Origin of the sequence: Flavobacterium sp. CLA17, from assembly GCF_013112255.2 — a bacterium.
Lineage (GTDB): Bacteria > Bacteroidota > Bacteroidia > Flavobacteriales > Flavobacteriaceae > Flavobacterium > Flavobacterium circumlabens.
In genome coordinates this window covers 3,631,498-3,648,589 of record NZ_CP068294.1, presented here as the reverse complement: position 1 = coordinate 3,648,589, position 17,092 = coordinate 3,631,498, and the positions used below count along the sequence as shown (strand labels likewise).

Genomic DNA, 17,092 nt, shown 5'->3' with positions numbered 1-17,092 from the left:
AGTATTTTACGGTAAACCGTAAATCAAAAAAGAGTTGCTTTTTTTTTTTGATTGGGTACAAAAAAAAAGAGGATTAATAAAATCCTCTTGCTACGTAGTTTTGTTTCAGTCTAGTGTAAAAGATTAATGGTTTTGTACTATAAAATCCCTGATGATCTTTTCCATATTAGAAGGTAAATCAGCATTTTTGATTTCGAAATGTCTGACTTTCATTTCAGAAAACCATTTTGTCCAGTAGGCTTTGATCACTTTCTCCTCATACGGATTATTTTTCCCCGGGTTAATCCCTAAAACCAGCACTTCCAGATTCGATAAATCATCGCCGGCTTTGATAAAACCAAAATCCTCCTTTTGAAATTTTTGCTCCCAGTCTTTCGTATTCAGCCCATTTTTCCGAATAAAATCAGGCGTAATAAAAGTGGTTCGGTTGGCCTCTTTCATTATCGTGCTATCGTAATACATATAACCGTCGGTTAATATGACCAGTATATTGCGGTCTCCGGTTTCAATGCATTGGTCTTTCACTTTATTGTCAAAAAAACTCCAGATATCAGAGCCGATAAAGTTATTGTCTTTTAGGGCTGATTCATAGATTTTTGAGGTCCGGGCTGCATAATTCGAGTTGATGGAATTCAGTAAATCTTTCGAAGCATTATTTTTATCAATAGCAATTTTCAGCTTTTGGGAAATAGAATTGATCTCCGGATCTTTTGGCTCTGGATTAAAAAACAATTGCATTTTATCATCAATCTGGCGTATTCTTTTGGATTTCAGATGTTGTGTAAAAGCCTCCGAAACCGATTTTATATACCCCAGATCCCTCTGATAATATTCCATTGTCGGGTTTGGATTTTTCTCAAGGCTAATCCTGTCTGATAAATCCAGCAGGATACTAATGTTATAATTTTCTGCGACAGGTTTTTTAGTTACAGTTTCCTTTTCGTTTTTATCAGAATCCTTTTTGCAGGAAAATGCAGAAATGAATAATAAGGAAAGGGCGAATGTTTTCAGTGTGTTTTTCATAAATTAATTTTTAATGGAATACACTAAATGCTGAAAGTCCGGATCTGTTAAATTTAATTTACTCAGATGTTCTTCCGAATGAATTTCGCAGCTTACCAGCAGTTCTTCTTTTTCTTTATACGGCAACGCTATTTCGGTGCCAATTGCCTGAAACCAGCCTTCCTTATATTGGTGGTGGTAATGCAGATATTCTTTTACCGGAAAAATAAATCCATCAATTTTCGACTGCAGTTCCGCAATTTTACCTGTAATAGTAATAATCTGCTGTTTGAAATCATTTGCCTTATTGCTGTAATCGATCTTTAGTTTTTCCAAATCAATAAGTTTTTCTTTTTTACCTCTTATGAAAGCCCTGATCTTGTCAATGTTTTCAAATTCCTTCATCACAAAATCAAAAACAAGTCCCCAAATAATATAGACGACAAATCCGGCAAATATGATCATCCAGAATTCAGCTTCCCCTAAAGCAATATTTAAATTATAAGGAGCAGAATCGGTAGTTTTGTTAAATTCATAGATTTTCTTTTCGATCTGGTAAGCCAACAGCGCATCAAACAAAAAGGTGGTAAGGAACAAAGCAATCATTCTGAAGACATTTTTAATGCCTTTTCCTTTCTGAACCATATGGATTACATAACCCAATCCCATAAATACAAACGGAATCGTCACCACCAAAACCCCTTCAAGCCAGCTTGCCTTAAAGGAATTGTTCAGGGCATCAGCATCAAAAATAGCAGCCGTTAAACTATCATTGGCAAACTCCTTAAAAAAGGCCGAGTAAGAAGCCGAAATGTAAAACACCAGCACATAAAGCGTTATGGGAAGAAGCAAAAACAAACCGATATAAAACTGGGCTTTCAGGCCTTTTCCGTCTTCGATTCCGTATTTATCAGGGTTTCGTTTTACTTCAATAATTTCATTTTTGATCTGGTCGACAGTATCGTTGATATCCTGTTCTTTCTTTTCGTAAATACCAATTGCCGCTTCACATTTTTTAAGTTCCGTTCTGTTTTTTTCCTGTTCTTCGCGGTATGGCTGCTTTAATTTATCCTGTTCCAGTTTTTGTTTTCGGCATTGATCCTCAAAACTCATATACAGATTTTGAAGACAGGCTTTGAGAACAATCGGTTTACCTGTTGCTTTTATAGAAGCCGCAAATCCGCTTTGGTAATAGGTGATTCTGATCTTTTCCCTGTCTTCTTCGTTATCCTCAAAAAGAGTGAAGGAAGATTCTTCAGGTTTTTTTAAACTGAATATTTGTGTAAGTGATTTCATAAGCTAAGCGTTTAATTGACTAATAATTTCTTCTTTTAGAATATTTTTCTGCACACAATCAATGAGATAGTTCGATAAATCAGTGATGTTTTCGTCCAGAAAATTAAATTTCCTGCAATACTTTTTCAGCATATTCAATTCATCATCAGTAATTTTCCCATCCGCCCAAATGATTCTTGTAAAATCATATAAGTATTCTATTCGTGTAATAAGATCTTCAGGAACAACAAAATCTGTATTCACCGGATTCAGGAAAAGTTTATCGAGTTCTTCTTTCGGAATGCCGCGTTCATCGGCAAAATGATAGAGCATTTGAAGTTCTAATACATCAAACTGATCATCGGATAATGCCATTTGATATAATCGTAGGAAATGACTTTTTAGTTCGATAGTCATAGTCGTTGGTTCATTCATAATAAAAATCGTTTAAGTTGGTTTTAGTTAATTAATCTTTCAGCTATTTCTTCACTCTTTATTATTAGTTGAGAAGGAAGAATCATTTGTATTTCATTATTTATTGGGTTTATAAAAATTTGAAAGTTTCCCCGACAATTTTTGTATCGAAATAGAAATGCTTTTAATCCATTTTTGAAACCTTCTTTTTGAGTTATTTCAAATACATAATTGGAACATGATTTTTTAAAAATGCATCTTTTCCTTTTAGATGGAGGAATAAGCTTCCAATACATTTGAATAACAAATAGTATTAACTGCTTCATTATTTTTGAAAGACAACCAGATGCGTGAAATAGGTTTGTGCGGGTTTTGCCCCGAATCCAAAGCATCCTATTTCCTGATGTACAAAAGTTGTTATGTTTTCCACGCGGACATATTTCCAGTCTCTTTCAGTATGATGTTTTATCAGGCTTTCTAATTGCTCTGCAATATGTCCATTAATATTTTTCTTAGGATCGATTGAAGCTGCGAATGGTACTACTTTGTATTCCATAATTTCTAATTTTTAAAGTTGTTTAGATTATTTTATTTTTAACAATTCAAACTTAAACCTATTTAAAACCAGTATTTTACGGAAAACCATAATCCGTATTATTTAAAATGCAGACCATAAAAAAAGCTCCCGAAGGAGCTTGATAAAGTTAAAAGCTTATGGTAATGAGATTTAAATAATCCCCATATCTTTCGTGATCGAAACCAGATGAATCGTATTGTTGGCCTTAAAAAAGTCTTTGAGTTTAGAAAGTCTTTTTTCGATCGCACTTTTGCTGTTGGGTTTAACATCCAGGTTTTTAAAAATGGCTATAATTTCATCCTGCGAAGTACCCGACGCCAGATGTTTTAGAATTTGAATATCGACATCGTCCATTTCGAAATTATTTTTTTCCTGTAATGCCGAAGCAACTTCAGGCGAAATAAAAGTCTGATCTGAAGTGGAAACAATATGAATGGCTTTTTTTAGTTCCTCGATACTGTTTAGGCCTTTAAGCACAAATGCATCAATTCCTGAATTATCGAAAAGGGATTTAATACGATAGCTTTTATCTTCGACAGAAAAAGCGATAATCTTAATATCAGGTTGTAATTCGCGGACTTTCTGAATTAGTTCGTCGCCGGCTGTAATTTTCACTTCGCGGTTACCTGTTTTGAACGACAGATCGCTAATCAGTAAATCATAAGGTTCATTTTGATGAATGGCGGCGCGTATTTTTAGAAATGCTTCATCGCAATATTTTGAATGTTGAAAATTTACAATATTTAAATCTTTTAAGACTTGTTCAATTCCTAAACTGATGGCATCAACGTCTTCGGCTACAATTACTTTTTTAAACATATAGAATTATTTAGGCAGAGTTATTTTTACTTTGAAACCTCTTTCAGGCTCTGTATCAAAAATAATAGATCCTTTTATGGCCAGAATACGGTTTTCCATATTTTGGAGACCATTTTTAATAATTTTATTTTTTTCGGCTCCTTTTCCGTTATCGGTATACTGAATAAAAACCGAATTGTCATCAGTGTCAAATTTTACAACCACCACAGAAGCGCCACTGTGTTTTTTCATATTAACCATTAATTCCTGCAGAACCCTGTAAATCGCTACCTTTTTTAAGTCGTCAATAGTTTCCCAATTCGCATTTTCGATGCTGGTAATAATCACGTTTGTACCTTCACTATTATAGGTAGAAAGCATTTCTTTTAAGTTCGCAGCATAATTTAATTTGGTATCAATGGTATTGTTTTCTCTCGAAATTCTGCGAACCCGTGCATAAATATGATCCAGTTTCTGAATCAGAGTTTCTTTACTTTCCGTATCTAAGGATTGAGTCTGCGTAAAAGTCATTGCGTTAAAAACATCATTGGCCAGTTCATCATGAATATCTTTGGCAATTCTGGTTTCGGTGTCGTAGGCTGTTTTTATTTTTTCAATTCGACTTCGCTTTCTCAGGTAAAGAATAAAAAAGAAAAGGGCTGCAATACCAATTATAAAAAAGATGCGTTGATATTTTACTTCCTGGAGTGATAATAAGTTTTCAACCCGTTCTAATTTCAGTTTCTGATTCTCCTCTTTTTCCTTTTTGGAATCGTATTTGATCTTGGCAAATTTGTTTTTGAAATTGTTTCGGATTTTGATAATACTATCGTTTATAACAATGTATTTTTGGGCATACTGGGTACCCGAACCATTGGAAATTAAAAAAGACAATGCTTTCAGCCGCTCATCAACACTATTGAATTTTGTGGCAAGTTCATAGGCCATCTGCGCATTTTGATTCGATTGGTGAAGATCAGTTCCGGAATAATATTCGGCTAAATGTAGGTAGCTTTCAATGCTTCCGTACGGATCATCAATCTGTTTTCTTAAGGCAAGGCTCTCATTCATAAACGCAAGTCCTCTGTCGTGATTTCCATTTTTAAAATAAGCGAAACCCAGATTATCCAGCACTCTGGCTTTGCTTTTGTGGATTTCAGGCGACCTTTTATCTACTATTTTATCGCTTAAAATATTGCTCTTTACTATGGATTCTAAAATAGCTATCGCTTCGGGATATTTTTTTTGTTTGATGTAAACAACGGCAATATTATTTAAAGGCGCTTGTTTCGATAGCGTATCATTTGAATCTTTAATGGCCTTTTTATAATACAGAATCGCATCATCATATAAGGAAAGTTCCTTATCGGCGATACCAAAAAAGTTATTGATTGCTACTGCGTAATTATTGTCATTTTTAAGGTAGGGAAGGGATTCGGTTAAGGTTTCCTTACTGCCATAATAATCGCCATTTATTTGCTGTATATAAGCCATTTGCATCAAATTGTAGACGATATTGGTGCTATCCTTATAGGTTTCAAATGTTATTTTTGATTTATTAAAGTAATAGAAGGCACTGTTAAAGTTGCTTTTTTGTAAATTAGAAAAGCCCTTCTCCTGAAGTATTTTGGCTTCTTTGGTGAAGAGTGTAGGATCAACCGGTGTAGTGGTATGCTCATTGCAGGAAAGCAAAAAGAGAAAAATGAATAAATACAAAATCGGGGACCGTAGCATGATAGTTACTTTCCCCGAAATTAGTAATAAAATAATTATAAAATTAATCCTCTAATAAATATTATTTTGGTGGAGGAAGAACAATTACAGGCTGATCACCAGGTCCGTCGGCATAAGATGGTACAGGATCAATTTTCTTTTGAACCTCTTTTGTTGCCGGAGTCTCTAATTCGTCTGCTGTGCAGGAAAATAATGTAGCTGTAAAAAGTGCGAATGTTCCCACTATGATTAATTTTTTCATCTTGAAAGAATTTAAAATTGACATAGGTATGGCCGTCCGGATTCCATCCAGAACTTGTAAACAATACCTAAGAGGTTGGGAAGTGAAGTGCGTAGAACTATAAGATTTTCATCTATACTTCCCGGGATAAACTCCGTCTTACGGTTTTCCGCACTTGTTAATTGAACTAGTTTTGTACATTTGTTTTTGACCTGCAGATCAAAACGTTAAATAATTTGATATGGCAAAGATGCGACGCTTACAAGCCTGCATTGATAAGGAATTCCCGGAATTCCCGGAATTCCGTGAGAATCTTAATTAGTTTTAAAAAAACTTAAAAAAAACTGAAAGCTTATGCCAAACATTACTTTTAAAGATTATGAAAAAGCGATTAGAGCAAAGTACGAGATTGAAAAAGAAGGAGAATATGCGAAACATTTTCATCCTACAGCTCAAGCCAATCTGAGAGATTTATGTTGGGAAAGATTTATAGAGAATAAGAATAGAGATGATTTAAAAACTTTTTTTTCTTTCTTTAATTTTGATTTTGACATAACAAATACGGAACTTAAAAAGGCACTGAAAGATGAAACGGATAAATTTAAAACCATTGCGTATTTCTACTTAAAAGAAGAAAAAAAGACAGTTAGTAGATATGCTGTTGAACTAGCTGCAATCTTGGTAGATTTTAAATTAAGACCTTACCAAAATTTTTATGAAAAGGGAGGTAATGAAGAAAAAAAAATAAATTATAATCCTTTTGTATCAGAAATTATTCTGGATGAAGAAAAAGAAATTGCTATTGAAGTTATTTCTCAAACCTCGCAAGAAATTATAAAAACAGAAAATTCACATCCCAGAACCACGTTTTTTGAAAGATTATTAAAAAGATCAAAAAAAGAAACTGCAATAGTTGTTGGAGTTATTATTTGTTTATTATTTTCAACAATCTATTTGGCATTTTTTAAAAAAGATTACATGCAATGGTCTACAGATCAATACGAAGTTGTCGGTAAGGAGGGAATTGAAAGAAACCCAAATGACATAATTCAATATGATAATCATCTTTTAGATTTCAAAAAGATACCTGTTTGCGATACAACTACTTGGCTTGTCAATGGAAAATCTATTATTTGGTATGCCAAAACCAATAATGAAGTAGATTTTTTTACCACATGTGGAAATGGAAGGCATCCTGTAAGTGGCAGTACAATAAGACCTGTAACGTATTACATCTTTAACAAATACAAAAAACCATGCGGATCAAAATAAAAAAAAGCGGATATACTCATTTTAGTATATCCGCTTTTTTTTCGCCTCTCTAAACCCGACAGGTTTTTAAAACCTGTCGGGTTTGTTAAATTATTTAAAAAAGAATTAGTGCCAATTCGTGTAATTCGTGGCAAACCTTTTACCCCACAATCTCCCCGCCATTTATATGAATAAACTGCCCTGTAATATAACTGCTGTCTTCGCAAGCCAGAAAAACATAAGCAGGAGCAATTTCCGACGGTTGACCGGCTCTTCCCATCGGATTGTCTTTTCCGAAATCGGAGAGTTTATCAAAGCTGGCAACAATCAGAGGTGTCCATACAGGGCCCGGTGCTACTCCGTTGACCCGTATTTTTTTGGGTGCCAGCATCGTCGATAAAGATCTGGTAAAACTTACAATAGCACCTTTGGTACTGGCATAATCTACCAGATGCTCACTGCCACGATAAGCGGTCACAGAGCTTGTATTGATAATAGTATCACCCTCTTTTAAAAATGGCAATGCTGCCTTTGTAATGTAGAAATAGGGATAAATATTGGTTTCGAATGTTTTCTGAAGCTGAGAAGCTGTAATCTTTTCCAGTTCATTTTGAGGAAATTGTACCGCTGCGTTGTTGACAACAATATTGATGTTCTTAAATAACGCCTGACATTTTTTAACGGCCGATTTACAAAACTTTTCGTCTTTCAAATCACCACTGATAATCAGGCATTGCTGACCTTCTTTTTCGATTAGTGCTTTGGTTTCCAGAGCATCTTTATCCTCCTTCAGATACACAATGGCGATATTGGCGCCTTCACGCGCAAAATGTACGGCAACACTTCGGCCAATACCGCTGTCGCCGCCTGTTATAAAGGCCGTTTTTCCTAAAAGTTTCCCGCTTCCGGTGTAGTTCTCCCGAATGATTTCAGGTAGTGGATTCATTTGATGCTCATTGCCGGGAAGCTCTTGTTTTTGTTCCGGAAATTTTTTTGGTTTTTTCTCCATGATAGCTCCTTTTTGAGTTAGTAAGTTTCCACTAAAGTATCGGATTTTTGAAAAAACAGTTAACCTTAAAAAATCAAAAAGTAACGCGATAAATGCTTTTAAGTAGTTGAAAAATAGGGATTTTGTAAAATTATAGTGAGATCGTATAAGCAATGCGGATTACTTTTGATAGCCATAGAAAAAACTAAGGTTTCATATTATCGGAAAAAAATAAAAGAATACGAATTACTAATTTTAAGGAAATATAAAATGATACATCAGATTGATACAACAGACAATATAGTTGCTTTCAGAGCATTAGCAGCGGTAACAAAAGAAGTGGTAGTTCCTGCCGTCGAAAAATTAATAAATAATACCAATGAAATTAATTTCTTAATGGTTTTGGATACTGACATTCAGAATTTTACAGCGGGAGCGTGGCTTGAGGATGCCATGTTGGGAATTAAAAATTTAGGAAAATGGAACAGAGCTGCTATTGTTTCAGATTCCGAGGAGATTATTGCTTTTACAAATGGCTTTAGTTACATAGTTCCGGGAGAATTTCGCGGGTTTAAAAAGGAGGCGTTTAATAAAGCCTTAAATTGGGTGGAAGGAAATATAAATTAAGATTTCAACTTTCCTTTTGTTTGAAAATAAAGCAATAAAAAAGCACTTCTGTTTAGAAGTGCTTTTTTGATTTAATGCTCGTAGTAATTTCCGGTAATGTCTGTACTTTTATTTACATTCTCCAGTTTTTTGGACTTCATTTTTTTATAAACAGCTGATGTAAGAAGAGGTATGGCAAGACCGGCTACAAAAGCGCCTGTTTTAGCATGTCCGGTTTTTTTTAAAGCAGCACCAATTAAAAGCGAACCTACTCCTGCAAGCACCAATTGTTTGGCAGAAATTTTGGAGGTATTTTGATTTAAATGTGCTGTAGTTCCAACTAGTAATGGATTAATGAAATTTGACATATTTTTAATTTTTTGATTAAACATTTTTAAAATCTGAAATGAACCCAGATTCAGTTTTAAACTGTAAAGGTATAATGATTATTGTGGTTTCATTTCCTTTCAGTAAATTTTCTATTGGCAATACTACTCTTTAGTATCGGATTTTTGTTTCAGATCTTTCACTTTATCGGCAGAAAGACGATTTGGACTATCGTCTATAAATTCTTCGACATTCTGCGTGTTATTGCTTTTTTCTTTTGATTTGTGAAGATTTTCTACGGTATCTTTTTCCGGACAGTTGTCATTATCAGGATCATAATTCTTTTCTACCATGACTTTTCGATTTATAAATTGGCACCAATTATTTATGTATCAAAATTAAGGCCATAACGTGATTTTTTATTATAGAATTAAGCTTTCTGATTATATAATTTTAAGCGAAATAAATCCCTGGGTTCTAAAATTTCGTATATAATTCTGGTTAAAAAAACAGAATGAAAATTATATAAATTTTCAAAAAGATACTGTAAAAAGATATTTCACAAAATTTAAAATCTTTGTAAAATACATTGCTGTATAAAATAAAACACAGTAATATAGATGTTCGATGCTCTTATTTATAACCTAAAATAGACTATTATGAATAAAAATGGACCTATTGTGCTTATAGAGAATAATCAGGGAGATCGTAAATTATTTATGGAAATTTTCTCTGAATTGGAGCTTTCTAACGAAGTGCTCTATTTTAATTCAGCTAGTAATGCGTATCATTACCTGACTTCAAAAAAAATTAAAGCGTTCTTAATATTTTCAGATATAGTTTTGCTCAATACAACTGATGAAAAACTCATACATGTCACGTATGAAAAACTCAGTATAGAATTAAATTGTCCCTGTTTGTTTTTTACGACAGCTTTTACGCAGTGTTTTGTAATAGATTTATATTCTGTTCCAACACAAACGTACGTCATTAAGCCTTACAGCTATGACAGATTTAAGGAGATTATTAAGACCATTCTTGAGTATTGGTCAAAAATTAAATCGATAGAAGATTATAAAAGTGATCCTCTGCGTAGAAAAAATATTAAAAATAATTTGAATTAGTAAAAACCGGTAACATATTGTTGTTACCGGTTTTTTAATTTTATTCAGGCAAAGCATTTTACAAGCACCTCGTTGTTTATAATTTCCTCCGATTAGCTATACAATTAAATTAAGAACCGGAAATATTTTCTTCTTCTTTTTCAATTTTTTTAATTTCTACTTTTTCTTTTTTAATGGCCTGTCTTAATAAGCCAAACAAACTCATATAAAGGTTAGCCACAAAAACTAAAGAAAACCCTGCAATTATATAACCCCGCCAATCTTCCATCAGAAGTTTGTAATCACAGAAAAAAATAAAAAAAATAGTTATGTAGTGACTAAAACAATATTCGCAGGTAAAAAGATAAAAAGCCTTTCTGACTAATATAGTGCGTCCGTTTGCAGCATTTTTGACACACCATTCTCTGGGTTCCCGAAATATTTCTTCGTGAGTAACGGACCAGCTGATACAGGAAATTGGAATGGCTAAAACAAAAAGCCAAATAATTTGAGTGGTAATATCCATAATAATTGTAATTGGTTTAAAATCAATTTCTTAAAATTACAAAAAAATAGTACTTTATCTACTATATAGTTTTTAAATACTAGTATCAAATTTCATAACCTTACAAAAAAAACAGCCGTTAAGATTCATTCTTAACGGCTGCTTTTCTGCAATTTTTTTTGAAAGTCTGCTATTCTCTTGTATGATTTTCGTGAAAATGCTCGTCAGATTCTTCGAGCTCTACACTATTGTCATCGTTGTCTAAATCACCGTCTTTTTCCAGGTGATCGATATCGTTTTGATTAAAATCATCATCCAGATTATCCGGCTGGTCATTGGCAATAGGATTGTCTTCATCTATGACACGCTCCTCGTTCGGAATATTTTCATTTCTGTTGTAATCATTGGTCTCATGGTTGATGTCATTCAGATCATCTTTCTTGTACTGCAACTCTTCTTCCTTGAAAGGATCTTTATCAAATAAATTTTCAACGGAAGAATCTCTTTTTGTATCCGTAAGTGTATCTTCATCATGGTGAAAATTACGTTCAATCTGACCGTAATTAACATTGTTATCTTTTTTCATAAGAGTATATTTTGAGATTAGTTCCTTTTTAAAGTTTGCTACATTTCAAAGCTACCGCTAATCACTCCATTTTATTTTACAGAAAATCATATCAAAATTTCATAATCTGCATTTAAAACTAAATTTAGGGAAAGAGTTTTTTTAATTTTTTATAGTTTTTGAAAATGGTAAAAGTTAGAAGTCAAAGCTTTTTTAGGAACGTCAGAATTTTTAAGGCATTTTTAAGTATGGGTTTATAGTTTTGATAATCAAGTGTTTGTTTTGGTTTTAGGTTTTTTTACGGGTTCATTTTAAAAGAGCATGCTGCAATAGCAAATTTGTATTCGTAAATTAGCTTTCAAATAAATAAATCCAAATGACAGTACTCACATTTACCCTGATCATGATTCTGGGGGCATTTTTAGCTGGTTTTATAGGTTCATTATCAGGATTAGGCGGCGGAATCATTATCATCCCGCTTTTGACGATTGTCCTCGGAGTTGATATTCATTATGCCATCGGAGCGGCTTTGGTTTCTGTAATTGCAACTTCATCCGGTTCAGCTGCAGCTTATGTGAAAGAGGGCATTACCAATATGCGTCTGGGTATTTTTCTCGAAATAGCCACTACTTTAGGAGCAGTAGGAGGGGCATTGCTTTCTGTAATTGCACCCACATCTTTTATTGCCGTCTTGTTCGGACTTACCCTGATTTTCTCAGCGATAAACTCTTTACGAAAAAAAGAAGAACATATTGTTTTGGAATCCAGTCCACTGGCCAAAAAACTGAAATTAGAAGGAACCTATCCTTCGCATGACGGTCAGGTAATACGTTACGGTACCAAAAATGTAATAGGAGGGTTCAGCATGATGGGAGTGGCAGGAATGATGTCGGGATTGTTGGGAATTGGTTCCGGAGCTTTTAAAGTAATTGCGATGGACAATATCATGCGAATTCCGTTTAAAGTGTCTACCACCACCAGTAATTTCATGATGGGAGTAACAGCAACGGCAAGTTCCGTTATTTACATTCAGAAAGGATATATCGAGCCCGGAATCTGTATGCCGGTTGTGATCGGTGTATTGTTTGGAGCAATGGCGGGAGCCAAAATATTAGTGCGTACCAACCCTAAAAAACTGCGTGTCTTTTTTGCCTGCCTGATTTTCGTGCTGGCGTTAAATATGATTTACAGCGGACTTAACGGAAAAATATAAGGATATGACAACGGAAAAATTTGGAGAAAAAGATTTTCAGAAAATGGTGGGTAATGTATTGCGCTACGGGGTATGGATTTCCTTATCGGTAGCCTTTGTTGGCGGAATTGTTTATTTGCTGCACCACGGCGGTGAGATCGAAAATTATTCGGTATTTAAAGAAAATGACCGAAACATTTTTGAAGTAATTACTGCTGTTTACAATGGTGTAATTCAGGGCAGGGGAGAATCTATTATATTCTTTGGAGTGGTATTGCTTTTTCTGACCCCGGTTTTTAGAGTATTACTTTCGCTCTTTTCGTTCCTTTTGGAAAAAGATTATCTGTATGTGGTGATTACTGCAATCGTAATCTGTATCATTATAATGAGTATCTCCTTTGGATTTTCTCATTAGAATAATTTACGTTTTAATTGATTATCAAAGGTTCAAAGGAGCAAAGGTTCAAAGGAGCAAAGATGCGGAGGCGCAAAGTTATTTTATTTTTCTTTGCGCTTTTGCGAGATTATAAAAATAACTTGTTGGGTGTAATTCAAAACTGGTGTCAGGCTGAGCGGAGTCGAAGCCCTTTTGATGTAAAAAGCCTTCGACTTCGCTCAGGGAGACAATGATTTCTATAAGAATAAAGATATTTTATTCAAATTTATGCCTTCATCTATAGAAAGGTTTAATTTCACGCAAAGTCGCAAAGTCGCAAAGTAAAATTTAGTAAAATAACTTGGCGTCTTTGCGCCTTTGCGTGATTAAAAAACAGACTTTAAAAAAGTATTATTTTTCAATAATCATAGTAATCCCTTGACCACCTGCGGCACAAATGGAAATAAAACCTCTTCCTGAACCTTTTTCGTTCAGTAATTTGGCCATTACACCAATGATTCTTCCTCCGGTTGCAGCAAAAGGATGCGCTGCCGCAAGACTGCTTCCTTTTACGTTAAGTCTGCTTCGGTCGATGGCACCCAGCGGTTTTTTAAGGCCTATTGCTTCACTAAGTTCAGGGCTTTCCCAAATTTTCAGCGTGGCCAGAACCTGGGCAGCAAAAGCTTCATGAATTTCATAATAATCGAAATCCTGCAATGTCAGGTTTGCTTTTTCGAGCATTCTGGAGGCAGCGAATAAAGGCGCCAGTAATAAATTCTGTTGATTTTTCACATATTCGATAGCGGCAACTTCCGCATGGGTAATGTAAGCCAGAATCGGTAAATTGTGTTCTTTGGCCCATTCTTCACTAGCCAGAAGAATGCTCGAGGCACCATCGGTAAGCGGAGTGGAGTTTCCGGCTGTAAGCGTTCCGTTGGTTTTATCGAATGCCGGAGCCAGTTTGGCCAGTTTTTCTAAGGTACTGTCTTTTCTTAAATTATTGTCCCTGTCCAGTCCGTTAAAAGGCGTAATCATATCGCTAAAAAAACCTTCATCATACGCTTTTGCCATATTCAGATGACTTTGCAAGGCCAGCTGATCCTGATCCTCTCGGGCGATCTGATAGTATTTAGCTGTAATTTCCGTATGTCCTCCCATAGAAAGACCGGTTTGGGATTCTTCATTTCTGGGCACCAACGGCGTCAGGTCTTTTGGTCTTATTTTCAGAAACACTTTTATTTTTTCGCCTAATGATTTTGCTTTTCTCGCGTCTAGCAGTATTTTTCGCAGCTTTTCGCTCACTGCAATAGGCATATCACTAATGGAATCAACTCCACACGCAATTCCGGATTCAATCTGACCCAATGCAATCTTATTGGCAATATAAATAGCGCTTTCAATTCCCGTGTCACAAGCCTGTTGTAAGTCGCAGGCCGGAGTGGCAGGATCCAGAGCTGTTCTCATGACACATTCACGAATCAGGTTATTGTCGGTAGTGTGTTTGATCACAGCGCCGCCGACTACTTCACCCAGTAATTGGCCCTGCAGTTTGTATTTTTCAATAAGACCATCGAGTGTGGCGGTCATCATTTGTAAATTACTAACGTCTGAATAGAACGTATTCGCTCTCGCAAACGGAATCCTGTTATACCCCACAATGGCTACTTTTCTAATGGTGTCCTGATTTCCCATATCCTGATGCTGTTTTGTTTTTGATTTGATCCTAAAAGTAATCGTAAAAAAGAGTACGGATGTTTTTAATCCGTTCTGATTTAGGATGCTAAATTTAATATTTTAAATTCTTATTCAGGAACTTTTTCTGCGGAATACAACAGGATTATTTTGCAGACTAAGTTCATTCCGAGGAACAAGTAATCACAAGCGCTTCGTACACACTGTTGGTAAATACTGGATGGGATTTACTTTGTCTATTCGCTATCGCTCACGTCTCGTTCCTCGAAGTGACAAATAGATCCTGTAAAACTGCTGTAATAACACCAGAAAAAATAAAAAAAATATCACAGTTTTCGTAATAACGTGAAAATAGAAATAAAACATATCACAGATTCCGTGATAGGAGTAAAAATAAAAATAGATTTATCACGGGAATGAAATAGGTTACTCTGTAAAAACTATAAAGGAAACTTACAACATGAAAAAAGCAACCCGATTATGAGTTGCTTTTTGGCTTATCGTTGCGAGTGCAAAGTCAGAGACTTTTGCGCAGCTTTTTATGAGAAGACTTCGGAGAGCTGAATATGGGTTTGTTTTATAACCTCAGTTTTATAATATTTCAATTGGAGTTGTATGTTTATTTTTATCTAAAACAACTCCTTTTTCATCGAATAAACTCGTTATACGTTTTATTTCGGAAATTATCATTTCTTCAAATGAATTCCATTCATATAATGATGTAGCATCCCATTCAGCGCAATAATGAACTTTATTAGTTACGCTATCTAGATACAATTTAGAGCCATCCCAATTATAGCCTCCAATAAAAAAGTAATTGTCTTTTGCATTTTTCGGCCTTTCTTGCAAGTTGGGCGTAAAAATTGAGAAAGGTTGTCTACTGGCTTCAACAGAACGTCCTAATTCTTTTCTCAAACCATGCAAACTAAAAGTAGAGACAAAAATATTAAGACCATTACTAAAATTGGTTAAAAAAAGCTTATAGTCCTTAGGAATTTCCCTCTTTAACTCTTTTCCTAATAGTACTATATCTTTATCGCCTAAGATCGGATAAATCTTATTTAACCAAGCAAGCTGAGCTATGTGAGGAGCTTTTCCTATCAATATAGCTCCATTCTCTGATTTTTGAACTCCTAAATCTTCAAACTTGTATAAACCTTTCTTTAATACTTCTAAATAATTCATAATTAAAATCCTCTATTTATTAAATCCCCAAATGTTGTATTTATAAAATTACCAAAATGTTTAATAATGTGCATAACAATTATCATTGATTATAAAGGAAACTTGATAACAAAAAAATAACCAGTTACAGTTGCCTTCTTGTTTGATTATGCTACTTAGATCATCTTTGCGCAGCTTTTTTATGAGAACATTCTTTGCGGAGTGTGGGGATCAGGATAGTCGTCACAAAAGAGTGTGGCCGTTCAGATAATTATTCCTAATATAATGGCTAACTATATTCATGAAATAAAAGGTACCCACTGTATATATAAATGTTAATATATGATGTAGGATAGTATTGTTTATTAACTCTGAATTCATAATCTTGTAAAATCTGTTCTTTTTATAGTAGACAATATAATTAAAAACAAGAGGCAATATGAAAGCAATATAGATTAAGATATCAGGTTGAACTTTCGCAAAAGCAGAAAAATATAATATACCAATAATATTAAATATATTTATGCTTTGAAGTCCACTAAATATTATAAAAGCATGTGTTTTGATATTATTATTCCTATATAATAAATCGGAATATGTTATCTTTAAAAGCTTGTAAATGCTAATCAATACTAAATCAAAAAAACATAATCTTTTATTTATTTAAAACCTTTATTTTTTTTTCTTACTTATTTGTACCTTATTTTTATCTGTCATTCGATTCATGTTTTTTCTATAATATTTCTGATTTATAATATTTTCGGATAAAATTTACTTGACTAGGGCGTTTTGCTATTTTTTTGCATACGTTTGATATATGTGTTTGCTTTAGACTACTGCTGTTGCATAATACTTTTATCATTGAATGTTAAGGTAGCCTTACTGCAAGAGTACTTGAAAAACACAAAACTTTTAGCCCCCATAAACCCCGTCCTTTTCCTTAAAAGCCCATTCGGCCATAGCGTGAATAACAGGAATCAAACCGTTTCCGGCATTGCTTAAGCTGTAGGTAACAAAGGGAGGGACAACCGGTTTCGCTTCCCTGATGACAAGGCCGTCATTTTCCAGTTGTTTAAGGTGCTGGATAAGCATTTTCTCGGTTATCGCCGGAATGGCCCTTTTCAGTTCGCTGTAGCGTTTATCGCTGGTGGACAAATGATAGAGGATAATCGGTTTCCAGTATCCTCCAATCTTTTCCATGACGTAGGTCACCGGGCAGATATCTAATGCATATTGTTTATTTTCCTGAATGGTCGAAGTTTCTTTGATTGCGGTCATGATACATACTTTAGGGTAAGTACTT

Annotated in this window: 21 protein-coding genes; 5 read left to right on the top strand and 16 right to left on the bottom strand. The window is 34.4% G+C overall.

Translation table 11 applies throughout. The features are described 5' to 3' along the window. Positions 1 to 123 precede the first annotated feature (123 nt). The 8 genes from HAV12_RS14980 to HAV12_RS14945 all read right to left on the bottom strand — a co-directional run bounded on the left by HAV12_RS14980 (position 124) and on the right by HAV12_RS14945 (position 6,041). Positions 124 to 1,023, bottom strand: a complete 900-nt coding sequence (locus HAV12_RS14980) for a hypothetical protein (RefSeq protein ID WP_171570369.1) — start codon at positions 1,021 to 1,023, stop codon at positions 124 to 126. A 3-nt stretch (positions 1,024 to 1,026) separates the two neighbouring features. Beyond that, entirely contained in the window at positions 1,027 to 2,298 is a 1,272-nt protein-coding gene (locus HAV12_RS14975; RefSeq protein WP_171570368.1) for an ABC transporter permease, read from the bottom strand. 3 nt (positions 2,299 to 2,301) lie between these two features. Continuing rightward, complete coding sequence (locus HAV12_RS14970) at positions 2,302 to 2,712, bottom strand: hypothetical protein (RefSeq protein ID WP_171570367.1); 411 nt, start codon at positions 2,710 to 2,712, stop codon at positions 2,302 to 2,304. Positions 2,713 to 2,735: 23 nt separating this feature from the next. Then, the gene (yidD, locus tag HAV12_RS14965; protein ID WP_240345278.1) at positions 2,736 to 2,987 is read right to left on the bottom strand and encodes a membrane protein insertion efficiency factor YidD; all 252 of its coding nucleotides are present in this window, start codon (positions 2,985 to 2,987) and stop codon (positions 2,736 to 2,738) included. Between the two features lie 29 nt (positions 2,988 to 3,016). Further along, positions 3,017 to 3,247 carry a hypothetical protein gene (locus HAV12_RS14960; RefSeq protein ID WP_171570365.1) on the bottom strand — a complete coding sequence of 77 codons (231 nt, stop codon included), beginning with the start codon at positions 3,245 to 3,247 and terminating at the stop codon, positions 3,017 to 3,019. A 171-nt stretch (positions 3,248 to 3,418) separates the two neighbouring features. Continuing rightward, complete coding sequence (locus HAV12_RS14955; protein ID WP_132033814.1) at positions 3,419 to 4,087, bottom strand: response regulator; 669 nt, start codon at positions 4,085 to 4,087, stop codon at positions 3,419 to 3,421. Between the two features lie 6 nt (positions 4,088 to 4,093). Next, positions 4,094 to 5,800, bottom strand: coding sequence for a tetratricopeptide repeat-containing sensor histidine kinase (locus tag HAV12_RS14950; protein ID WP_171570364.1), 1,707 nt, complete (start codon positions 5,798 to 5,800; stop codon positions 4,094 to 4,096). A gap of 61 nt (positions 5,801 to 5,861) precedes the next feature. After that, positions 5,862 to 6,041 carry a hypothetical protein gene (locus HAV12_RS14945; RefSeq protein WP_171570363.1) on the bottom strand — a complete coding sequence of 60 codons (180 nt, stop codon included), beginning with the start codon at positions 6,039 to 6,041 and terminating at the stop codon, positions 5,862 to 5,864. Between the two features lie 333 nt (positions 6,042 to 6,374). Here HAV12_RS14945 and HAV12_RS14940 point away from each other — a divergent pair, with 333 nt between their 5' ends. Continuing rightward, positions 6,375 to 7,292, top strand: coding sequence for a hypothetical protein (locus HAV12_RS14940; protein WP_171570362.1), 918 nt, complete (start codon positions 6,375 to 6,377; stop codon positions 7,290 to 7,292). Positions 7,293 to 7,431: 139 nt separating this feature from the next. Here HAV12_RS14940 and HAV12_RS14935 read toward each other — a convergent pair whose 3' ends face one another. Further along, on the bottom strand, positions 7,432 to 8,280 hold the full coding sequence (locus tag HAV12_RS14935; RefSeq protein ID WP_171570361.1) for an SDR family oxidoreductase: 849 nt from the start codon (positions 8,278 to 8,280) through the stop codon (positions 7,432 to 7,434). Between the two features lie 249 nt (positions 8,281 to 8,529). On the opposite strand from HAV12_RS14935, the gene HAV12_RS14930 reads away from it, so the two are divergent. Continuing rightward, complete coding sequence (locus HAV12_RS14930) at positions 8,530 to 8,886, top strand: STAS/SEC14 domain-containing protein (protein WP_171570360.1); 357 nt, start codon at positions 8,530 to 8,532, stop codon at positions 8,884 to 8,886. A 71-nt stretch (positions 8,887 to 8,957) separates the two neighbouring features. Here the strand turns inward: HAV12_RS14930 and HAV12_RS14925 are convergent, their stop codons facing one another. Both HAV12_RS14925 and HAV12_RS14920 read right to left on the bottom strand, forming a co-directional pair. Then, a complete protein-coding gene (locus tag HAV12_RS14925; protein WP_238698663.1) occupies positions 8,958 to 9,233 on the bottom strand; it encodes a PrgI family protein in 276 nt (91 codons plus the stop codon). A gap of 123 nt (positions 9,234 to 9,356) precedes the next feature. After that, positions 9,357 to 9,545, bottom strand: coding sequence for a hypothetical protein (locus HAV12_RS14920; protein WP_132033826.1), 189 nt, complete (start codon positions 9,543 to 9,545; stop codon positions 9,357 to 9,359). Positions 9,546 to 9,851: 306 nt separating this feature from the next. Here HAV12_RS14920 and HAV12_RS14915 point away from each other — a divergent pair, with 306 nt between their 5' ends. Next, entirely contained in the window at positions 9,852 to 10,316 is a 465-nt protein-coding gene (locus HAV12_RS14915; RefSeq protein ID WP_171570359.1) for a response regulator, read from the top strand. A 109-nt stretch (positions 10,317 to 10,425) separates the two neighbouring features. On the opposite strand, the gene HAV12_RS14910 is transcribed toward HAV12_RS14915, so the two are convergent. Both HAV12_RS14910 and HAV12_RS14905 read right to left on the bottom strand, forming a co-directional pair. Next, entirely contained in the window at positions 10,426 to 10,821 is a 396-nt protein-coding gene (locus HAV12_RS14910) for a hypothetical protein (protein WP_171570358.1), read from the bottom strand. A gap of 169 nt (positions 10,822 to 10,990) precedes the next feature. Then, entirely contained in the window at positions 10,991 to 11,386 is a 396-nt protein-coding gene (locus tag HAV12_RS14905; RefSeq protein WP_171570357.1) for a hypothetical protein, read from the bottom strand. Positions 11,387 to 11,741: 355 nt separating this feature from the next. On the opposite strand from HAV12_RS14905, the gene HAV12_RS14900 reads away from it, so the two are divergent. Together HAV12_RS14900 and HAV12_RS14895 are read left to right on the top strand one after the other, a co-directional pair. Then, the gene (locus HAV12_RS14900) at positions 11,742 to 12,578 is read left to right on the top strand and encodes a sulfite exporter TauE/SafE family protein (RefSeq protein WP_132033834.1); all 837 of its coding nucleotides are present in this window, start codon (positions 11,742 to 11,744) and stop codon (positions 12,576 to 12,578) included. A 4-nt stretch (positions 12,579 to 12,582) separates the two neighbouring features. Beyond that, a complete protein-coding gene (locus HAV12_RS14895; protein WP_171570356.1) occupies positions 12,583 to 12,972 on the top strand; it encodes a DUF1634 domain-containing protein in 390 nt (129 codons plus the stop codon). Between the two features lie 372 nt (positions 12,973 to 13,344). On the opposite strand, the gene HAV12_RS14890 is transcribed toward HAV12_RS14895, so the two are convergent. From HAV12_RS14890 to HAV12_RS14880, 3 genes are all read right to left on the bottom strand, one after another. Beyond that, positions 13,345 to 14,625, bottom strand: coding sequence for an acetyl-CoA C-acetyltransferase (locus tag HAV12_RS14890; protein ID WP_171570355.1), 1,281 nt, complete (start codon positions 14,623 to 14,625; stop codon positions 13,345 to 13,347). 591 nt (positions 14,626 to 15,216) lie between these two features. Then, on the bottom strand, positions 15,217 to 15,810 hold the full coding sequence (locus HAV12_RS14885; protein WP_171570354.1) for an SMI1/KNR4 family protein: 594 nt from the start codon (positions 15,808 to 15,810) through the stop codon (positions 15,217 to 15,219). A gap of 891 nt (positions 15,811 to 16,701) precedes the next feature. Then, positions 16,702 to 17,067: a helix-turn-helix domain-containing protein gene (locus tag HAV12_RS14880; protein ID WP_171570353.1), complete on the bottom strand. Its 366-nt coding sequence runs from the start codon at positions 17,065 to 17,067 to the stop codon at positions 16,702 to 16,704. Positions 17,068 to 17,092 lie beyond the last annotated feature (25 nt).